This is a genomic window from Streptomyces hyaluromycini (assembly GCF_002217755.1).
GTDB classification, from domain to species: Bacteria; Actinomycetota; Actinomycetes; order Streptomycetales; family Streptomycetaceae; genus Streptomyces; species Streptomyces hyaluromycini.
Genome location: NZ_BCFL01000025.1, coordinates 183,939 through 202,836, shown reverse-complemented (window position 1 = coordinate 202,836; position 18,898 = coordinate 183,939). Strand labels below are relative to the sequence as shown.

14 protein-coding genes are annotated in these 18,898 nt (G+C 72.1%); 7 read left to right on the top strand and 7 right to left on the bottom strand.

Going from position 1 to position 18,898, the window contains the following annotated elements:
- Positions 1–53: 53 nt before the first annotated feature.
- Positions 54–1,613 (top strand): carboxylesterase/lipase family protein, encoded by a 1,560-nt coding sequence (locus SSP29_RS33360; RefSeq protein WP_174856031.1) that lies wholly within the window; start codon positions 54–56, stop codon positions 1,611–1,613.
- Here the strand turns inward: SSP29_RS33360 and SSP29_RS33355 are convergent.
- The 3 genes from SSP29_RS33355 to SSP29_RS33345 form a co-directional block, all read right to left on the bottom strand.
- Positions 1,587–2,645 (bottom strand): LacI family DNA-binding transcriptional regulator, encoded by a 1,059-nt coding sequence (locus SSP29_RS33355; protein WP_089104604.1) that lies wholly within the window; start codon positions 2,643–2,645, stop codon positions 1,587–1,589. The genes SSP29_RS33360 and SSP29_RS33355 overlap by 27 nt on opposite strands.
- Before the next feature lie 197 nt (positions 2,646–2,842).
- Entirely contained in the window at positions 2,843–3,760 is a 918-nt protein-coding gene (gene mmuM, locus SSP29_RS33350) for a homocysteine S-methyltransferase (protein ID WP_089104603.1), read from the bottom strand.
- Positions 3,761–3,823: 63 nt separating this feature from the next.
- Complete coding sequence (locus SSP29_RS33345) at positions 3,824–4,720, bottom strand: LysR family transcriptional regulator (protein WP_089104602.1); 897 nt, start codon at positions 4,718–4,720, stop codon at positions 3,824–3,826.
- A 120-nt stretch (positions 4,721–4,840) separates the two neighbouring features.
- On the opposite strand from SSP29_RS33345, the gene SSP29_RS33340 reads away from it, so the two are divergent.
- The 3 genes from SSP29_RS33340 to SSP29_RS33330 are packed head-to-tail and all read left to right on the top strand — an operon-like array spanning position 4,841 to position 7,690.
- Positions 4,841–5,683 carry an LLM class F420-dependent oxidoreductase gene (locus tag SSP29_RS33340; RefSeq protein ID WP_089104601.1) on the top strand — a complete coding sequence of 281 codons (843 nt, stop codon included), beginning with the start codon at positions 4,841–4,843 and terminating at the stop codon, positions 5,681–5,683.
- Between the two features lie 56 nt (positions 5,684–5,739).
- Positions 5,740–6,585, top strand: coding sequence for a PhzF family phenazine biosynthesis protein (locus SSP29_RS33335; RefSeq protein WP_089104600.1), 846 nt, complete (start codon positions 5,740–5,742; stop codon positions 6,583–6,585).
- A complete protein-coding gene (locus SSP29_RS33330; protein WP_089104599.1) occupies positions 6,578–7,690 on the top strand; it encodes an aminoglycoside phosphotransferase family protein in 1,113 nt (370 codons plus the stop codon). Before SSP29_RS33335 ends, SSP29_RS33330 begins: the two co-directional genes overlap by 8 nt.
- Positions 7,691–7,707: 17 nt before the next feature.
- On the opposite strand, the gene SSP29_RS33325 is transcribed toward SSP29_RS33330, so the two are convergent.
- The gene (locus tag SSP29_RS33325; protein ID WP_089104598.1) at positions 7,708–9,828 is read right to left on the bottom strand and encodes an autotransporter; all 2,121 of its coding nucleotides are present in this window, start codon (positions 9,826–9,828) and stop codon (positions 7,708–7,710) included.
- Between the two features lie 209 nt (positions 9,829–10,037).
- Here SSP29_RS33325 and SSP29_RS33320 point away from each other — a divergent pair, with 209 nt between their 5' ends.
- Positions 10,038–11,447 carry an RICIN domain-containing protein gene (locus SSP29_RS33320; protein ID WP_089104597.1) on the top strand — a complete coding sequence of 470 codons (1,410 nt, stop codon included), beginning with the start codon at positions 10,038–10,040 and terminating at the stop codon, positions 11,445–11,447.
- A gap of 18 nt (positions 11,448–11,465) precedes the next feature.
- On the opposite strand, the gene SSP29_RS33315 is transcribed toward SSP29_RS33320, so the two are convergent.
- Positions 11,466–13,145: a rhamnogalacturonan lyase B N-terminal domain-containing protein gene (locus SSP29_RS33315; RefSeq protein WP_089104596.1), complete on the bottom strand. Its 1,680-nt coding sequence runs from the start codon at positions 13,143–13,145 to the stop codon at positions 11,466–11,468.
- 188 nt (positions 13,146–13,333) lie between these two features.
- On the opposite strand from SSP29_RS33315, the gene SSP29_RS33310 reads away from it, so the two are divergent.
- The gene (locus tag SSP29_RS33310; protein WP_089104595.1) at positions 13,334–14,392 is read left to right on the top strand and encodes a rhamnogalacturonan acetylesterase; all 1,059 of its coding nucleotides are present in this window, start codon (positions 13,334–13,336) and stop codon (positions 14,390–14,392) included.
- Between the two features lie 87 nt (positions 14,393–14,479).
- Positions 14,480–16,192: a DUF2264 domain-containing protein gene (locus tag SSP29_RS33305; protein WP_089104594.1), complete on the top strand. Its 1,713-nt coding sequence runs from the start codon at positions 14,480–14,482 to the stop codon at positions 16,190–16,192.
- Positions 16,193–16,272: 80 nt separating this feature from the next.
- Here the strand turns inward: SSP29_RS33305 and SSP29_RS33300 are convergent, their stop codons facing one another.
- Positions 16,273–17,655, bottom strand: a complete 1,383-nt coding sequence (locus tag SSP29_RS33300; RefSeq protein WP_089104593.1) for a hypothetical protein — start codon at positions 17,653–17,655, stop codon at positions 16,273–16,275.
- Between the two features lie 54 nt (positions 17,656–17,709).
- Positions 17,710–18,678, bottom strand: coding sequence for an alpha/beta hydrolase (locus SSP29_RS33295; RefSeq protein ID WP_089104592.1), 969 nt, complete (start codon positions 18,676–18,678; stop codon positions 17,710–17,712).
- Positions 18,679–18,898 lie beyond the last annotated feature (220 nt).

Sequence of the window (18,898 nt, the reverse complement as noted above, 5' to 3'; positions counted from 1 at the left end):
GCTCTTTTCCTACCGGCGTACTGGCACACGCGGCGGGAGGAGCTGGTGGGCGGATGACGGCGGACCGGACGGAGCCGAAGGACCCCGTGGCCGACACCCCGTACGGGGCGGTGCGCGGCAGGTGGGAGCGCGGGGTCGCCGTGTTCCGCGGTATCCCCTATGCCGCCCCGCCCTTCGGGGAACACCGGTTCCGTCCGCCCGTGCCGCCCGAGCCCTGGGACGGCGTCCGGGACGCGGGCGCCTTCGGGCCGACGGCGCCCAAACCGCCGTACTCGCAGGCGTTCGCGCAGTATCTGTCCGACCCGGTGATCCCCGGCGACGACTGCCTCAACCTCAACGTGTGGACCCCGGAGCCGGGCCCCGGCTCCCGGCTCCCGGTCCTCGTCTGGCTGCACGGCGGCGCCCTGACCAGGGGATCCTCGGCCGTGCCGGTGTACGACGGGCATGCGTTCGCCCGTGACGGGGTCGTCTTCGTCTCGGTGAACTACCGGCTGGGCGTGGAGGGCTACGGCCTGTTCCCCGACACCCCGCCCAACCCCGGCCTGCGCGACCAACTCGCCGCCCTGCGCTGGGTCCACGACACCGTCGAGGCCTTCGGCGGCGACCCGGCCCGCATCACCCTGTGCGGCCAGTCCGCCGGCGCCATCAGCGTCGGCGCCCTGCTCGCCGCACCCCACACCCAGGGCCTGATCCGCCGGGCCGTCCTGCAGAGCGGCCCGCCCGAGGCCGCGGAGCGGGACAAGGTACGGCGCATGGTCCGCCGGATGGCCAGCCGCCTGAGGATCCCCGCCACCGCGCAGGCCTTCGCCGAGGTCGACCGCGCGCTGCTGCTGCGCACCCAGGCCGAGGTGGGCCGGCTCAGCAGCCCCGTCCTCGGCGGCCCCGCCTTCGGGATCGTCGTCGACGGCGACCTCGTCCCGCGTGACCCGCTCCAGGCCCTCCTCGACGGCGAGGCGGCCACGGGCGTCGACCTCCTGATGGGCTGGACCCGCGACGAGTACCGGCTCTGGCTGGTCCCCGGCGGTCTCGTCGACCACGTCGACCGGCTCGGCCCGGTCGCCCTCGCCGGCGCCATGGCCCGCTGCCACGTGGGCCACGAGGTGCCGCGCGGCTACCGCACCCTGCACCCCGGGGCCGGTCCCGCCGAGACCGTCGGCCAGATGGTCACCGACCACCTGCTCCGCCTCCCGCTGCACCGGCTGGCCGAGACCCGCCCGGGCTCGTCATACCTCTACGAGTTCGCCTGGCCCTCCAACCGCCCCCGGCTCGGCGCCTGTCACGCCCTGGAACTCGGCTTCGTCTTCGACACCGGGGAGGGGCCCGACGCGGCCCGGCTGGCCGGCCCGGGCGCCCCGCAGGACCTCGCCGACGCCATGCACGGCGCCTGGGTCCGCTTCGCCGCCACCGGCGACCCCGGCTGGCAGCCCTGGGACGACACCCACCCGGTCCGCGTCCTCGGCGACGGCGAGCCCCGCACCGTGTCCGGCCCCCGGGACGAGGAGTTCGCCCTCTGGAACCCCGGCGCACCGCCGCCGCACCCCGAACGAACCGCCGAACTGGCCCTGGCGGTACGCCGGCTGCGCCGCTCAGTGGCCGCCGTACGCCGCCACTGAGTCCCGTACGACCACATGCGTGCCGAGGAGCAGGTGCTCGTCGGCCGACTCCCCGCCGTGCCCGAGCGCGGTCCGTACGGCGAGCCGCCCCAGCTCCTCGTAGGGCACGTGCACGGTCGTCAGGGCCGGGTGCAGATCGCGGGCGAACGGTATGTCGTCGTACCCGGCCAGCGACACGTCCCCCGGCACCGCAAGACCCGCCTCGTGCAGCGCGGTCAGCGCCCCCGCCGCCACCATGTCGGTGGCGGCGACCACCGCGCTGAACTCCGGTCCCCGTGCCAGGGCCTGCCGCATCAGCCGGTGCCCGGAGTCCCGGGTGAAGTCGCCGTGCAGCAGCAGCTCGGGGTCGGGTTCGAGGCCCCGGGCCCGATGCGCGGCCAGATAGCCCCGCTCCCGCCCCATCGCCGTCGTGTGGTCCGGCTTCCCGCCCAGGAACAGCACCCGCCGGTGCCCCTGCGCGAGGACGTGGGCGACCAGGGCGTAGGCGCCGCCCTCGTTGTCGTACTCGATGACCGTCACCGGCGCGCCGGGCCCGAGCGGCGGCCGCCCGCAGAGCACCAGCCGCGACCCGGCCGAGGCGAGCGAGTCGGCGACCCGGCGGGTCCGCTCCCGGTACTCGGCCGTGTCCGCGGCCCCGCCGACGAGAATCACAGCGGCGGCCCGCTGGGCCCGCATCATCCCGATGAACTCCAGCTCCCGCCGCACGTCACCGTCGGTGCTGCACACCAGTGACAGATGCCCGAGCCGCGCCGCCTCCCGCTCCACGCCGTACGCCATGTGCGCGAAGGACGGCCCGGTGATGTCCTCCAGCACGAAGGCGAGCGTGGGTGTACCGACCCCGGCCACGGCCTTGGCGCGGGCGTCGGCGACGTAGTCCATCTCACGCACGGCACGCAGGACCCGGGTACGGGTGGCGGCGCTGACGGGATAGTCGCCGCCGAGCACGCGCGACACGGTGGAGGCCGACACTCCGGCGCGGGCGGCGACATCGCGAATGGTGCTCCGCCCCGCGTCCCCGCTCTTCCTGGTCAACCCCACCCCCGCCAACCGGTTCCCACGGGGACAGTAGCGCCCTTTCACGGATGTAGGGAACGGAACTGCAGCGCCCCTTCAGGGTTGCAGGGAACGGGACTACAGCGCCCCGAAAGGGGCGCGGGGAACTGCGCGACCAGCCCCCACCGAGCCCGCAGCCGCCCACCGCCCCAACCACCCACGGCGAACAGGCGACCTCAGACCACCCGAGCAATCCCGGCAATCGCCTCCGGCCCCACCCGACAGCACCCCCCGATCAACCGAGCCCCCGCCGCCCGCCACCCCTCCACCTGCCCGGTGTCGAACAACGACCGCCCCGTCCACGCCCGCGCCTCCGCGTCCCACGCCTCCCCGCTGTTGGGGTAGACGACCACCGGCTTCCCCGTCACCCGCGCCGCCACCTCCACCGCATCGTCCACATCCTCCGGCGCACAGCAGTTCACCCCCACGGCGATCACCTCGTCCACCTCGGCGGCCAGGGCGAACGCCTCCTCCAGCGGCTGCCCCGCCCGGGTCCGCCCACCCGCCACGCTGTACGACAGCCAGGCCGGCACCCCCAGCCCTCGCACCGCCCGCAGCAGCGCCGCCGCCTCGTCCGCGTCCGGCACGGTCTCCAGCGCCAGCACGTCCGGCCCCGCCGCGGCCAGCACCTCCAGCCGCGGCCGGTGGAACCGCTCCAGTTCCCCGACGCTCAGCCCGTACCGCCCCCGGTACTCGGAGCCGTCCGCGAGCATCGCACCGTACGGCCCGACCGAGGCGGCCACCCACAGCGGCCGTACGATCCCTTCCGCCCGCGCCCGCCGTACCGCGTCGCGCCCCAGCGCCACGCTCAGCGCGAGCAGCCGGGCGGCCTCCTCGTGGGAGATCCCGCGCTTGCCGAAGCCCTCGAACGTGGCCTGGTAGCTGGCGGTGATCGCGACGTCGGCGCCCGCCCTGAAGTACGCGAGGTGCGCGTCGCTCACCGCGTCGGGGCGGTCGGCCAGCAGCCGGGCCGACCACAGCTCGTCGCTCAGGTCGTGCCCGGCGGACGCCAGCTGGTTGGACATGCCGCCGTCGAGCACGACCGTCCCGGCGGCGAGGGCGTCGGCGAGGCTGGGGGAGTTGTCGCTGGTCATGCCTCCGACGCTAGTCGACCCGGCAGCGAAACGACGGACCGTGTCCACTGTGCGGGCAGCCCCCTACGGGCAGGCCGCCGTGCAGAGGCAGCAGGCGTCGACGAAGACCCGTACGGCTCTGCGGTCGTCGTCCGTGCGCCAGACGACGGCGAGCTCACTGGGCGGGAGACCGCTGACCGGCCGGCAGGTGACGTTCTCCCGCCGGTAGATCTCGGCGTTGCCCGCGGCGAGGAGGACTGCCCCGAGCCCCGAAGCGACCGCTTCGAAGGTCTCGTCGGCGGTTTCGGCCGTCGCGGCGACGCGCGCCGGTGTCCGGCGACGGTCGTTGCCGAGCCAGAAGTCGCGGAGCGCTCCGGCCGTCGCCGGAAGGGCGATGAAAGGCTCGTCGGCGAGCTCCTCGAAGGAGACGACCGGGCGGTCGGCCAGACGGTGACCGGCCGGAAGAGCGACCCAGCGGTCCTCCCTGCTGATCACCTTGTGCGCGTAGTCGCCACCCGTCGGGACGGGCAGCCAGCCGATGGCGACATCGACATCGCCGCCGGCGAGTCCCACCGTCGGGTCGGCCCAGGTGATCTGGCGGAACCGGAGTCGCCAACCGGGGAGCAGCTTCTCCATCGTGGCGGTGACGGCCGGGACGAGCCCGCGCCCGATGCTCGTGTGGAAACCGACCGTGAGCGTGGAGTTCTGGGCGGCCACGGCGTCGGCGATCGCACGCTGGGCCTCCTCCCACTGCTCGACCAGCCGCCGCGCCCGGGGCAGGAGGGCGCTGCCCGCGGCGGTCAGGGCGACCGTCCGCCGGTCACGCTCGAAGAGCGCGGTCCGCAAGGAGAGCTCCAGCCGGCGGATCTGTTTGCTCAGCGTCGGCTGTGAGACGAAGAGCCGGTCGCTCGCGGCCCGGGTGAAGCTGAGTTCCTCCGCGACCGCGACGAAGTAGCGCAGGTCCCGGATGTGGACATCCATAGCCAGAGGCTATAACAGCAGCTCTTGGACAGCCGGTGGGCGGGATTCGATGATGGAGCGCGTGGGTGTGAGCAGGGCGCCGAGGTCGTCGCCGCCCGGGGCGTAGGGAGGTGGGCACCGGTGGAACTGGGCGTCAACGGGCTGAACGCGAAGGCCGTGTTGGGACCTGCGGAGACCGTCCGGCTGGCTCGGCTGGCGGAGGAGCTGGGGTACCGGTCGTGGTGGGCCGGTGAGCACGTGGTGCTGCCCAGCCCCCGGGTACCGGATTCGCCGATGGAGCCGACGGATCCGATTCTCGACCCGCTGGTGCACCTGGCCTACGTCGCGGCCGTCACCGAACGGCTGGAGCTCGGCACCGGGATCGTCATCCTGCCGCAGCGCAATCCGCTGGTGCTCGCCAAGCAGGTCGCGAGCCTCGACGTGCTCAGCGGCGGCCGGCTGCTTCTGGGGGTCGGAGCCGGCTACCTCGAACCGGAGATGACCGCCGTCGGAGTGCCGTACGCGGAGCGTGGCCGGCGCACCGACGAGTACCTGGACGCGATGCGGGCGCTGTGGACCCAGCCGGCGCCGTCCTATCAGGGCCGGTACGTGGCCTTCGACGGCGTGGACGCACACCCGCGGCCCGTCGGGGCACACGGACCGCGGATCGTGATCGGCGGCCACAGCCCGGCCGCGTTCCGGCGGGCGGTCGCGCGCGGCCACGGGTGGTTCGGCAACGGCGACAGCCCGGAGGATCTCGCCGGGCATCTCGCCGGGCTGCGGAAAGCCGCCGCCGAGGTCGAACGCCCGGAGTGGCTGGGCCGACTCGAGATCAGCTTCACGCAGCTCTCCCCGGTGAACGCCGACGACGCTCGGCGCTACGCCGACCTCGGCGTCGACCGGCTCGTGGTCTACCCGCTTCCGCTGGAGGATCCGGCGGACGTCGCCGCGTTCCTCGAACGTCACGCCGGCCTGCCGCACTGACGTCGCCCCCACCGTCTGACGGCGCCACGGCGGCGTCCTGCCCTACGCTCGCTGCCGTGAACGTCACCATCGTCCGTGCCTGCCTGCGCGACGGCCGCGGGGGCAGCCCCACCGCGGTCCTGGACGACGCGCCGCTCACCGACGACGAGCGGCGCGAGGTGCCCGTCCGGGCCGGTACGTCCCATGCCGTGTTCCTCTCGGCCGACCGGGACGGCGGCGGGGCGACGCTGCGCTTCTTCACCGCCGAGGGCGAACTGCCCGGCTGCGGCCACGGCACGGTCGCGGCGCTGGCCGTCCTGGCCGCGCGCACCGGCACCCGCGAGGTCACCCTGCGGACGCGGGGAGGCGCCCTCGCGGGCCGGGCGATCCGGCACGACGGGAACGGCGGCCTGGAGGCCTGGTTCATGCCGGGCCCGGTCGGCCTGCGCGTGCCCGGGGCCGGCGAACACGCGGACGTCCTCACCGCCTTGGGCGTCGCCGGAGACACGCCCGGCTGTGTCGTCGCCACCCTGGGGCGGCCGCGACTCCTCGTCCCGCTGCCCACCCGGTCCGCCGTCTCCGCGCTGGCCCCGGACCTGGACCGCCTCCGCACCGCCTGCGACCGGCAGGCCCTGCTGGGCTGCTACGTCTACTCGGCCCCGGCACCGGACGGCCGGGTCGCGGCCCGTATGTTCGCCCCGTCGATCGGTGTCCCCGAGGACATCGCCAACGCCAACAGCACGGCCTGCCTGGCCGCCCGCCTGGCCCGGGACGGCCTGCGGGGTGTCACCGCCGACATGGGCGACTCGCTCGGCACCCCGGCGACGATCAGGGCCGTCGTGCGCCACGGGACGGACGGCCCTTGGATCCAGGTGGGCGGCGCGGCGGAGATCGCCCGCGAACTAGCCTTGGGCCATGCCTGAGACGACACTCCAGGACACCGAGGCCCGCGAGGTGCTCGGCGTGGACGGAGCCGTTTTCGACCCCCTCGTGCACAACCCGAAGAACGGCGTCACCGGCGGCGTGTGGCGGGTGAGCGCCGGTCGCCGCTCGGCCGTTCTGAAGGTGATCACCCGCACCAAGGAGGCCACCGAACGCTGGGCCGCCTCGGACGAGCCCCGGCACTGGAACTACTGGCGGCGCGAGGCGCACGTCTACGAGTCCGGTCTCGCCCAGGTCTGGCAGCCCTACGGCATCCGCGCGCCCCGGCTGCTCGCTCTCGTCGAACGGCCCGACGGGGATGTCGCGTTGTGGCTGGAGGACGTGCCGGGGGAGCCGGCCACCGCATGGCCGCTCGCCCGCCACGTCGAGCACGCCCGCCGCCTCGGCGCCGCCCAGGGGGCCGTACGGCCCGGCGACCACCCATGGCTGAGCCACCGCTTCCTGCGCCGGTACATCGGCGGCAACACCCTCGGCCAGGAACTCCTCGACGACGACGAGGCCTGGCGACAGCCCCTGGTCCGTGACCACTTCCCGCCCGGCCTGCGCCGCGAGATGGTCCGGCTGCACCACGACCGCGAGTGGTTCCTCCGGGTGCTGGAGGACTTGCCGCGGGCCTTCTGCCACCTCGACATGTGGCCCGCGAACCTCCGCTCCGACGGCCCCGCCACCGTCGCCCTCGACTGGTCGTTCGCCGGGGACGGCGCCCTGGGAGAGGACCTCGGCAACTACCTCCCCGACTCGGTCTTCGACCTCTTCGTCCCGGCCGCCCGGCTGCCCGAGTACGCGGCGGCGGCCTACGACGCCTACCTCCGGGGTCTGCGCGAGTCCGGCCGGGACATCGACGAGCGCCTGGTACGGCTCGCGGTGTGCGCCTCGGCGGTGAAGTACGACTGGCTCACCGCCCTGATGCTGGCCCGCGCCGGCGAGGAGCAGCTGGACTACGGGGGCGGCCGCCCGATCTCCGCCGAACTCCGCTACCGGGAACGCGGGTTGACGCTTGCCTTCCTCGCTCGGTGGGCGGCCGAGGCGCGCGCCTCGGCACCGGAGCTGGGCTTCCCGGAGCCGCCCAGCGGGCGGCACCGGTAGGCGGCACCGGCAGGCGGTCAGGCCGCGTGCCGCCTGTTCCTCCGGCGGCCCCTGCGCTGCGTGCGCCGGGCCGCCGGCACCATCAGGCCGCCGAGGAGGCCGAGGGCGAGGGCGTAGGGCCACCAGCCGAAGGCGTCCGTCGATTCGGCGGCGGTGCGGGTGGTCACGGCCGGGGGAGCGGACGCCGGGTCGGCGGTGTCCGCCTTCGTCGAGGCCCTGGCGGTCTCCGCGTTCAGGACCACGTCGTTGCCGTCGCCGCCCCGGTAGGTGATCCGGTAGACCGTGTCGGCCAGCTTGACCTCGGTGCCCTCGCGCAGCCCGTCGAAGCCGCCGGTCGTGCGGGTCGTGCCGGTGTGGTCGATCAGGGTGATGCGGCGGGCCGAAGCGGTGCCCGCGGCGGACAGGTCCAGCGCACCGGCCAGGGCGAGGCGGCCCGTCACCTTCAACGGGCGCTTCTGCAGGACCAGTTCACCCCGCTTGTGCTGGGTGTAGTCCCCCTTCACCGTCAGCCCGCCGGTCACCAGGCTGTCGTTGGTGACCGACCCCAGTACGGTGCCCGTTCCGGAGAGCGTGGTCAGCACCCGCAGACCCGCCGTGCCCGGGTCCAGACGGGCCCCGGCCGAGGTGAGCCGGATGGCCTCGCTGTGCGCGAGCGTCGCCCCGGAGCGCAGGGCGAGGGTGCCCTGGCTGACGGTGGTCGTCCCCGTGTAGGTCACCGCGCCGCCGGTGAGCGTGGTGGTGGCCGCCCCCGACTGCACGAGGGACCCGGAGCCGCCGACGTATGCCAGCCGGATCGGGGTCGAGGTGTTGCGGACGACCAGGGTGCCGTCGTTGTCGACGCGCCGGCGTTCGGTGCCCGTCAGGAGCGAGCCGTCGCCGCCCTTCGTGCCCGAACCCAGCCGCAGCACCGCGCCGTTGCGGATCGTCGTCGAGCCGTCGTAGTCCTGGGCGGCCGCGAAGGTCACGTCGTTCCCGCGGGTTCCCGCGATCACGATGTCCCCGGCGCCGGGAGCGGCCAGCGTGTCGTGGTAGCGGCCGCCGCCGATCGGGGCGCCCAGGGTCACCGGGCCGTCGTAGTCGAAGGTGAGCGTGGAACGGCGGCCGCTCGCCTCGTGCAGGTTGATGTAGACGGTGTCCTTCGTCCCCGGCATGAAGATGCGGTTTGTCGTCCCGTCGCCCCAGTGCACGTCGGCGCCCTCGATGTTGGTGCCGCGCTTGTTCAACTGGTGCGGAACCGCCTTCCAGTTGAGGGACGGGTCGCTCAGCGACGGGTTCGTGTCGCCGCCCCGGTCGCTGTAGCTGTACTGGCCGGTGAGGACCACCTTGCTGCCCGGCCGCGAGTGGACGTTGACGTCACTGCCGTACTCGCGCTGGTAGAAGTCCTGGCGCAGGGTGATCGTCTGGTCGAGCGGGGTGTCGATGATCCAGGAGCCCTGGTTGAGGATCGCGCGCGCGTCGGGGAGCGCCACCGGGTACTCCGGGCGGCCGACGGCCATGCCGGTGCCGTTGTCGATGACGCCGGAGAAGGGGTGGGTGCCCGCCAGGTCCAGCGTGCCCCACATGTTGCGGGGCTGGGTCACCAGGCCCGAGCCGCTGATGGTGCCGATGTTGAAGGTGCGGGTCAGGGACAGGCGCAGGGTGCCGTCGACGCGGATGTTGAGCTGGTTGAGCTGGTAGCCGGGGGTGTCGTACGGGAAGTGGCCGATCAGGCCGGTGCCGCCGCCCGCGCCGTACTGGAGGGTTGCGCCGCGCTCGACCGTGATCGCGGGCGGGTCCGGGTTGGTGACCGTCGTATACGGGTGGTTGCCGCCCTGGGTGCGTACGACCTGCCGCTGCCGGGACTTCGGCAGGGTGAAGTCGCTGTCCTTGGTGAGGATCAGGGTGCCGCCGCCGCGCACGGTGAGCGTGCCCTCGCCGCGGAGGACGCCGTCGTACGTGGTCGTCCCGGCCGGCACGGTGACGACCGTGTCACCGGTGACGGTCACGTCCCGGTCGGCGAGGACGTCGGCGGTGACGTCCCGGGTGCCGGCCTCTGCGGCCGGGGCGGCGGCGGAGGCGGCGGACGCCGGGGGAGCGGAGGCCAGGAGGGCGGCGAGGGCGCCGGCGGCCGCTGCGGTGGTGTGGAGGTGGCTGCGCACATCATGGGAGACGGTGGGGGACGGTCCTCGATAACAGAAAAACGGCCACCGTCCCGGATCGGTTGGAAATCGCTTTCCCCCTTGTCTCGTCAGACCCGTTGACCCGCGCGTAACACACCCTTACCTTTTCGGCGATCACAACGTTCGTCATGACAAATGCAGTTCGGTATGTCGAACAGCTTCCCTTCCCCCCAAGGAGCGTGTGTGAGATGAGACGTGCGTACGCGATCCTGCTGTCCCTCTGCCTGGCGGTGATCGGCGCCCTGGCCACCGCGGGACCGGCCGCGGCCGCCTCCCAGACGGTCACCAACGGCACCCAGTTCACCGACACTTCGGGGAACATCGTCCACGCCCACGGCGGCGGGGTCATCAAGGTCGGCAGCTACTACTACTGGTTCGGCGAGGACCGCAACTCCGACAACACCTTCAAGTACGTGGACGCCTACCGCTCCACCGACCTGAAGACCTGGGAGTTCCGCAACCACGTCCTCACCCAGTCCTCCGCCTCCGAGCTCGGCACCGCCTACATCGAGCGCCCGAAGGTCATCTACAACGCCTCCACCGGCAAGTTCGTGATGTGGATGCACAAGGAGAACGGCGTCGACTACAGCGAGGCCAAGGCCGCCGTCGCCGTCTCCGACACCGTCGACGGGAACTACACCTACCAGGGCAGCTTCCAGCCGCTCGGCCAGTACATGTCCCGGGACATCACGACCTTCGTCGACACCGACGGCACGGCCTACATGGTCTCGGCGGCCAACGAGAACTACGACCTGCAGATCTACCAGCTCACCGCCGACTACACCGCCATCGACAGCCTGGTCGCCAACCCCTGGGCCGGCGGCCACCGCGAGGCCCCGGCCCTCTTCAAGCGCAACGGCGTCTACTTCATGCTCACTTCGGGCGCGACCGGCTGGAGCGCCAACCAGCAGGAGTACGCCACCGCGACCTCCCTCGCCGGTCCCTGGACCTCCTGGACCAACGTCGGCGACTCCACGGCCTACAACTCCCAGACCGCGTACGTCCTCCCGGTCACCGGCACGTCCGGCACCTCGTACCTCTACATGGGCGACCGCTGGGGCAACTCCTTCGGCGGCACGGTCAACGACTCCCGCTACGTGTGGCTGCCGTTGACCTTCCCGACCTCCACCTCGATGTCGATGTCCTGGTACCCGGAGGTCTCCGTCGACACCGCGGCGGGCACGATCAGCGGCACCAGCGCCACGTACAACACCCTGATCGCCCGGCACAGCAGCAAGTGCGCCGACGTCCCCAACCAGTCCCTCTGGGAGGCCGTCGCGATCAGCCAGTACACCTGCAACAGCGGCACCAACCAGAAGTGGTGGTTCAAGGACCTGGGCACCGGCTACTACGAACTGATGGGCCGGGGCAGCTCGCTCTGCCTCCAGGAGAACTCCAGCAGCGTCACCCAGGAGGACTGCACCGGCGCCACCGCCCAGCAGTGGTCGGTCGTCACCTCCGGCTCCTACGTCAACATCAAGGCCCGTACGTCGGGTGAGTGCCTGGACGTGAGCGGCGCGTCCACCGCCAACTCGGCCGCCATCATCACGTACACCTGCAACGGCGGCACGAACCAGCAGTGGACGCGCGGGACCTGATGATGAATCAGGGATGGTTCAGGCCAGTAGGTCGATCGCGTCGATCGAGGTGCCGGCGCTGAGGAAGGACGTCGTCCCCGAGCCGCTCGCCACGTAGATCTTCAGCGTGTTGTAGGCGCTGGTGTCCGTCAGCCAGGCGGACGCCGGAACGCTGTAGGTGAACGTGTAGTTGTTCCCCCGGTACGAGCCCACGGTCAGCGACCTGGTGCTCGGCTGGGTGGGCGGGGAGGGGACGGCGGAGGTCCAGGTGTCGTTGACGACGACCTGCGGCCGGCCGTTCGCGTAGGCCGTCGTCACGCCGATCCTGAGGGTGTGCGCGGCGGCGGCCTGGGCGGCCGTCAGCTTGAAGTAGACGACGATCCCGCTGTTGACGTCCTTCCACAGGTAGCAGGGGAAGGCCGAGGTCTCGGTGCCGCTGCCGATGACCACGTTCCCGGTCCAGGACGCGGCCCGTACGTCGGAGGGATGCGCGTACGTCATCAGGTCGGCGTTCTTGAACCCGCCCGGAGTGCCGTCCCAGTTGTTGATCCGCCAGATCGCGGACGCGTTGCCGGGATCGTTGGAGGACGGGATCGCGATGGTGTTGAGGGTGGTGGTCGCACCGGCGGAGACGCTCACCGAGCCGGTGTAGACGGCCAGTTCGCCCTTGAAGACGGTGAGGGTGTACGTCCCGGGCAGCACGCCCGCGACCGAGAACCAGCCGTCCGACGCGCGCGCCGAACCCCAGTACTGGGCCGCCGAGTTGGCGAGGCCCACGGTGTACGCGTACGCCGTGTCCCGCCCCGAGATGCCGACGCCGGCCACCCGCCCGCGCCCGCTCGCCGCCACGTACCCGGAGATGCCGAGCGAGTCCGCCCAGGACGTGGTGAGGGTGCCCGGGTACAGGGACGAGGAGGGTGCGCCGCCGTCCGTGAGAGCGATGACGTACGGGCCCTGGAGGCCGTAGCGCTCCGACTCGGTCTGGTTCTCGCCGTAGTAGAGGATCTCGTACAGCCCGCCGCCGTCGGCGCTCTGGTGGCGCAGCAGCGAGCGGTAGAACGGGCCGCCGGAGGCCTTCTCGTGGTTGCTGCGCACGATCCACAGGCCGACGCTGCCGGTCGTCCAGCCGAGGTAGCTGTAGTCCATCACCCGCAGTTTCGAGTAGTGCTTGGCGCGGGTCTGGCCGTCGGACTTCTCGAAGACGTCCGCGGACTCGATGACGGTGGGCGCGTAGGTGTAGGAGTCCGGCTCGTCGTTGAGGAACAGGCCGGCCTTGACGCGCACGATGTACCGGGTGGCGGTGACGGACGAGTCGGCCTTGTCGGTCCACAGGTAGACGTTGTTCTCGCCGCTGCGGGCCGCGTAGTAGTGCTTCAGCGTGCCGTAGGCGACCGAGATCACGATCGTGGTGCCGGACTGGGCGATGGTCACCGTGGAGGTGCCGAGGCCCGACTCGACGTGCGAGTTCTTGCCGCCGTAGCCCTGGTACTCGGTGCCCTTGTAGACCAGCGAGGTCAGGTCGCCGTTGGTCTTGCTGACCTTGAAGACCAGGCCGGCGCCGGTGTCCACGACGTAGTTGGAGCCGTCGTCCGACCAGCCGAAGCTCGCCGCCGAGGCGGCGGTGGCCAGCGGGCCGGTGAGGGCGGCGGTACCGGCGGCGGCCGCGCTGCCGAGGACGAAGGTACGGCGTCCGAGCGGTCTCCCGGTGGATCCGGACATGGGGGTGCCTCCTTCGGTGGGGCGTGGGTGCGGGTGTCTGTGAGAGTGACAGTTGAATCGATTTCGCGAAAGGGCTTTCGCTCGCCCGGAGTTGGCAATCTCCTGAAAGAGGTCCAAGGTCTAGAAAGCGCTTGTGGATGGCGGTACGGTCCCCGCCAGGTCCTGTCACCGCGACGGAGGAGTCCCGGGTGAGACGTTTCAACGGTGTTCGTGTCGCCGCGCTCGCGGCGGTCGTCCTCGGCGCCTGTCTGACGGCCGTTCCCGCCGCCCAGGCCCATGACCGGCAGCCGCCGCCCGGCATCGGCAACTGCACCGCCACCGCCTGCCACTTCGACGTGCCGCCGGGCGACTACGACGTGACCGTCCGGCTCGGCGGCGCGGCCGCGTCCAGCACGAGCATCAGCGGGGAGACCCGGCGCTCGCTCCTCCCCGAGACCGCCGCGGCCGCGGGCCGGCACGTCACCCGCGGCTTCACCGTGAACGTCCGCACCCCCGAGGGCGAGCCGACGGGCCCGGACGGAACCCCGGGACTGGATCTCACCATCGGCGGCTCGGCCCCCGCACTCGCCGACATCCGCGTCACCCCCTCCCCCCGGCACACCCGGCAGATCTTCCTGGTCGGCGACTCCACCGTCTGCGACCAGCCCGCCGACCCCTACTCCGGCTGGGGCCAGCAGCTCCCGCAGTTCCTGCGCAAGGGCGTCGCCGTCGCCAACTACGCCGACTCCGGCGAAAGTACGGTGACCTATCTCCAGAACCCCCAACTCTGGGATACCGTCCAGCAGTTGATCCGCCCGGGTGACCTGGTCCTGATCCAGCTGGCGCACAACGACAAGACGACGGACGAGGCGACCTACCGCGCGAACCTGGAGACACTGGTGGCGGGCGTACGGGAGAAAGGCGGGCGGCCGGTGCTGGTCACACCCATCGTGCGCCGCTGGTTCAATGCCGACGGCACGCTGAACAACGACATCGCGCTTCTGGTCAACGGGCTCGGCGTCAATCATCCTGAGGTGATCCGCTGGGTCGCCGCCGCAGAGGACGTTCCGCTGATCGACCTCACGGCGAAGACCAAGGCGCTGGTGGAGTCCCTCGGCGTGGAGGGCTCCAAGGCGCTGTACCTGTACAACGAGAAGAAGGACAACACGCACACCTCCGCGTACGGCGCCACCGTCTACGCGGGCCTGGTGCGTGATGAGCTTCTCGCCCAGCACCTGGTGCCCCGGGGCACCGTGCGGGCGGGATGAGCCCCTGGGGCGCCCCGACCGGAACCGGGGCGCCCCAGGTTCCAACGGTACGAGCGCTTCGAACGGTACGAGCGAGAGAGAGCCTTGATGCAGCTGCCTCCCGAGGACCGCCGCCTCAGCCCGCGCACCGGCTGTACCCGCGCCCACTGGGAGGCCGCGGCCGACACGCTGCTCGCCGCCGTGGAGCCGTACGCCACCCCGGACCGCGCCCTCTACCACCTCCCCGGCGACCACCAGAGCTGGTCGGGGCACCTCTCCGACGGTCTGGAGGGCTACGCCCGCACCCTGCTCCTCGCCGCGTTCCGCCGCGACGAGACCGTGCTCCAGCGGTACGCCGACGGACTCGCGGCCGGCGTGGCGGGCGTCTGGCCGCGCATCGAGGACCGCAGCCAGCCACTGGTCGAGGCCGCCTCGGTCGCCCTCGCCCTGCGCCTGACCCGCCCGCTGCTGTGGGACCGGCTCGACGACGCCGTACGGCAACGGGCGGCGGCCTGGCTCGCCGACGCGCTGACCGCCGAACCCTGGCCCTGCAACTGGGAGTTGTTCCCGGTGACGGTCGGCGGTTTCCTGGCCGAGGTCGGCCATGAGCCCGAGGCCGCGCGCAAGGCGGTCGACCACGGCCTGGCCCGCATCGAGGACTGGTACGTCGGAGACGGCTGGTACACGGACGGCGACGGCCGCAAGTTCGACTACTACAACGGCTGGGCGATGCACCTCTACCCGGTGCTGCACGCCTGGCTGGCCGACGACGAGCAGCTGCTGGACCTGTACGGCGGCCGCCTGGAACGCCATCTCGCCGACTACGCCCGCCTGTTCGGCGGCGACGGCGCCCCGATGCACCAGGGCCGCTCCCTGACCTACCGCTTCGCGACCACGGCCCCGCTGTGGCTGGGCGCGCTCACCGGTCGCACCCCCCTGTCCTCCGGGGAGACCCGGCGACTGGCCTCCGGGGCACTGAGGTACTTCCTCGACCGGGACGCGCTGGACGACCGGGGCCTGCTGACCCTCGGCTGGCACGGCCCCGACCCCGCCGTCCTGCAGGGCTATTCGGGCCCCGCCTCCCCGTACTGGGCGAGCAAGGGCTTCCTCGGCCTGCTGCTCCCGCCGGACCACGAGGTGTGGACGGCAGCGGAGGAACCGGGCCCGGTGGAGCGCACCGACGCGGTCACCCCGATCACGCCCGCCAACTGGCTCCTCCAGTCCACGCGTTCCGACGGGATCGTCCGCCTCCACAACCACGGCAGCGAGGACGTCCGCTACGACCCCTACTACACCCGCCTCGGCTACTCGACCGTGACCGGACCCTCCGCCTCGTACGACAACAGCGTGATCGTCGGCGACGACCCGAGCCGCACGGGGATCGAGCCGCTGGGCGTGGGGGAGGGGTGGGCGGCGTCGCGGCACTCGGCCGGTGCGGGCGCCCGGGTGACGAGCGCCGTGCTCGCGCACGGGGCCGTGGAGGTGCGGGCCTTCCGGGTCACGGGGGCGGAGCCCGGGACGCCGGTGCGGGTGACCGGCTGGGCCGCACCGGAGGGTCTCCGGGCCGAACTGCTGCCCGCCGTGGGCCTCGACGACGCGCTGACCGGGGTCACGGCGGGAGACGCGACCCTGTTCGTCGCGCTGAGCCGGCTCACCGGCACGGCGGACGCCGTACCGCTGGGGGAGACGGTGACCGTACGCGCGGAGGGGGACCGGGAGCTGACGGTGCTGTGGAACGGGGGACCCGGACTGCGGGTCCGGTGGCAGGGCGACGGAGTGGATGTGGAGCACGTCATGACCCGCACTCAGGGCTGCACCTGACCGCAGGGCCGCCCGCAATCCGGCGCTGCCTGTCGAGGTCATGCGCCGGATTGCGGAGTCGCTCGGTACGACGGCCCGCGTCACGGAGTGAGACGGGCGATCCGCAGCGTCGTCGTGGTCGGTGACGCCCCGCTGAGCGGGGTGCCGTAGGCCGGGGTGACAGGTGCGTAGGCCCAGGCGAGGGAGGAGTCCTTGAGGACCGCGATGTCACCGGTGAACCGTGTGCTCACCACCTTGTCGGCGCTGACGAACCTGCCGTTCCAGTCGACCAGCCGCAGATGCGTGCCCGTGAAGGTGCCGGTGCAGGTGCCGGCCGAGCACTTGGCGTTCTTCAGGGACTCCCAGGAGAGCAGGAGCTTGTCCTTGCCGTAGGGCGCGAGGTGGACGTTGACGTTCTCGACGGTCTTGGCGCTGGTGAGGTAGATGGCCTTGCCGGGACCGGAGTTGCGGTTCTTCAGGAATGCGATGGCGACCTGGTGGGTGGCGGTCTTCGGGGTGACCGTCCAGCCGCGGCCGCTGCTGTCGTCCGGGTTTTTCTTGGCGGAGGCAGCGCCCCGGGAAGCGAAGGCGGTCGCGTACCTGCCGGTGGACGACTTCACCAGGTCGCCGGTGCGGCCGGGGAAGGTACCACCGCAGTACCCCGCCCAGCACTGCTCCCGCTGCACGACCGGGGCCACGTCCGGGGCGCCGATGCCGGTGGAGACGAACAGGCCCGAGCGCCAGTCGTCGAAGCAGAGTGAGGTGAAGGCGCCGGAGGTCTCGGCGTGCAGGGCGATGCCCTCGTTGTGGCTGCACCCCCAACTCCAGCCGCCGCTCAGCTTCTTGCCCCCCGCGCTGACGTAGGACAGCTTGTCGCCGAAGTGCCCGTCGGCGAAGCCGCCCGCGCCGTGCACCACGAAGTAGGCGCCGTACTTGGAGCCGTTCCAGGTGAGCTGCCCGTCGAGGGTGGGGGAGGTGTCGTGCGAGGCGGTGCCGGTGAGCTTGGTGGTCCAGGTCCGTTTGCCGCCGGTGTACCGGACGATCGCGGCGGCCGTCTCCTTCCACTTGTTGGTGTCGGCGACCCGGGTGAGCAGCGCGAACCCGTTGGCGTGGGCGACCAGACCGCCCACCTCCTTCGCGCCCTTGACCACCGTGTCGGCGCCGGACCGCTTGCCGGCCGCGGTCAGCGGGGTGACGTGCACGCCGTCGGCGGCGGGCCAGGCGACCCGGAGCGTGCCGTCGGGGGCGACCGCGGTGGCGGTGCGGTTCCACTCCCGGGTGTTGTTGTAACCCGCGGAGAGATAGGGGAACTTGGCGCCGAGGCTCACCGCCGTGGACGTGACCTTCAGGTCCGGGGCCGTCGCCGCTCCGGCGGTGGCGTACCAGGCGCCGGCCAGCAGACCGCCGGCGGCGAGGAGCCCGATCGCGGGCTTGCGGTAGGCGTGGACCCGGCGGTGACGTGTGGTGCGTGGTGCAGAAGTCATGCCCTGTGGTCGCCGCCGGGTCCCGGAAGGTTGCCGTGCGTGTGGACCTTTCCGTCAGGCCCGGTCGGTTCCGAGGGCATCGCGCAGGAACGCCGTGGCCTGGTCGATCGCGCCACGGGCGGCCTCGGACTTGCTGAGCGAGTTGAGCAGCATGAAGTCGTGGACCGTGCCGTCGTAGCGCACCGTGGTCACCGGGATGTCGGCCGCCCGGAGCTTGGCGGCGTACGCCTCGCCCTCGTCGCGCAGCACGTCGGCCTCGTCGACGATCAGCAGGGCGGGCGGCAGGCCGGAGAGCTGCTCGGTGGTGGCCTGGTTGGGAGACGCGGTGATCTCCGCGCGCTGGTCCGGGTCGGGCGTGTAGGCGTCCCAGAACCACTCCATCAGCTTGCGGCTCAGGTAGTAGCCGGTGGCGAACTGGTCGTAGGAACCGGTGTTCATCGCCGCGTCCGTGACCGGGTAGTACATCGACTGCTGGACGAACGTGACGTCACCGCGCTCCTTGGCCATGAGGGCGAGTGCGGCCGTCATGTTCCCGCCGACCGATTCCCCGGCCACCGCCATCCGCTGCGCGTCCAGCCCCTTGGACGCTCCCTCGCGGACGATCCACTGCGCGGCGGCGTAGCCCTGCTCGATGGCCACGGGGTAGTGGGCTTCGGGCGACGGCGTGTACTCCACGAAGACCAAGGCCGCGCGTGAGCCGACCGCCAGCTCGCGCACCAGGCGGTCGTGGGTGCCGGCGTTGCCCAGGACCCAGCCGCCGCCGTGCATGTACAGCACGACGGGCAGCATTCCGGTGGCGCCCTGCGGCTTGACGATGCGTACCCGTACGTCGCCCACGGCGGCCGGCACGGTGATCCACTCCTCGTCGACCGGCAGTTTGTCGATCGGCGCGGCCTGGAGGTCGTCGAGGACCTTGCGCGCCGCGGTGGGATCCAGCTCGTACAGGAACGGATGGTGCGAGGTTGCTTCGGCGAGTTCCCGCGCTTCGGGTTCGAGGACGATCGAGGCGGTCTTAGCAGCCATGGGAATGCTCCCTGGGGAAATCCGAGAACGGCATGATCGGGAAGTCCGGGAAGGGCATGGCGCCGAGCGCGCAAGGCTGACGAGCGTCGCGATGCGCCTCCGCCGTGCAGTGGCCAGGCGGAGCTTGCGCCCTGGGTCAGGCCCTCGGTGAAAACCTACTGTCCACCATAGTCACGCCTCCTCCGTCGCTGCATTCCAGGTGTGCGGCCGGTCGCTCTGT

Coding starts and splice junctions, on each gene's coding strand:
- SSP29_RS33360 (WP_174856031.1), top strand. CDS start 54: ATGACGGCGGACCGGACGGAGCCGAAGGACCCCGTGGCCGACACCCCG.
- mmuM (WP_089104603.1), bottom strand. CDS start 3,760: ATGACCAGCGACAACTCCCCCAGCCTCGCCGACGCCCTCGCCGCCGGG.
- SSP29_RS33345 (WP_089104602.1), bottom strand. CDS start 4,720: ATGGATGTCCACATCCGGGACCTGCGCTACTTCGTCGCGGTCGCGGAG.
- SSP29_RS33330 (WP_089104599.1), top strand. CDS start 6,578: ATGCCTGAGACGACACTCCAGGACACCGAGGCCCGCGAGGTGCTCGGC.
- SSP29_RS33320 (WP_089104597.1), top strand. CDS start 10,038: ATGAGACGTGCGTACGCGATCCTGCTGTCCCTCTGCCTGGCGGTGATC.
- SSP29_RS33315 (WP_089104596.1), bottom strand. CDS start 13,145: ATGTCCGGATCCACCGGGAGACCGCTCGGACGCCGTACCTTCGTCCTC.
- SSP29_RS33305 (WP_089104594.1), top strand. CDS start 14,480: ATGCAGCTGCCTCCCGAGGACCGCCGCCTCAGCCCGCGCACCGGCTGT.
- SSP29_RS33300 (WP_089104593.1), bottom strand. CDS start 17,655: ATGACTTCTGCACCACGCACCACACGTCACCGCCGGGTCCACGCCTAC.
- SSP29_RS33295 (WP_089104592.1), bottom strand. CDS start 18,678: ATGGCTGCTAAGACCGCCTCGATCGTCCTCGAACCCGAAGCGCGGGAA.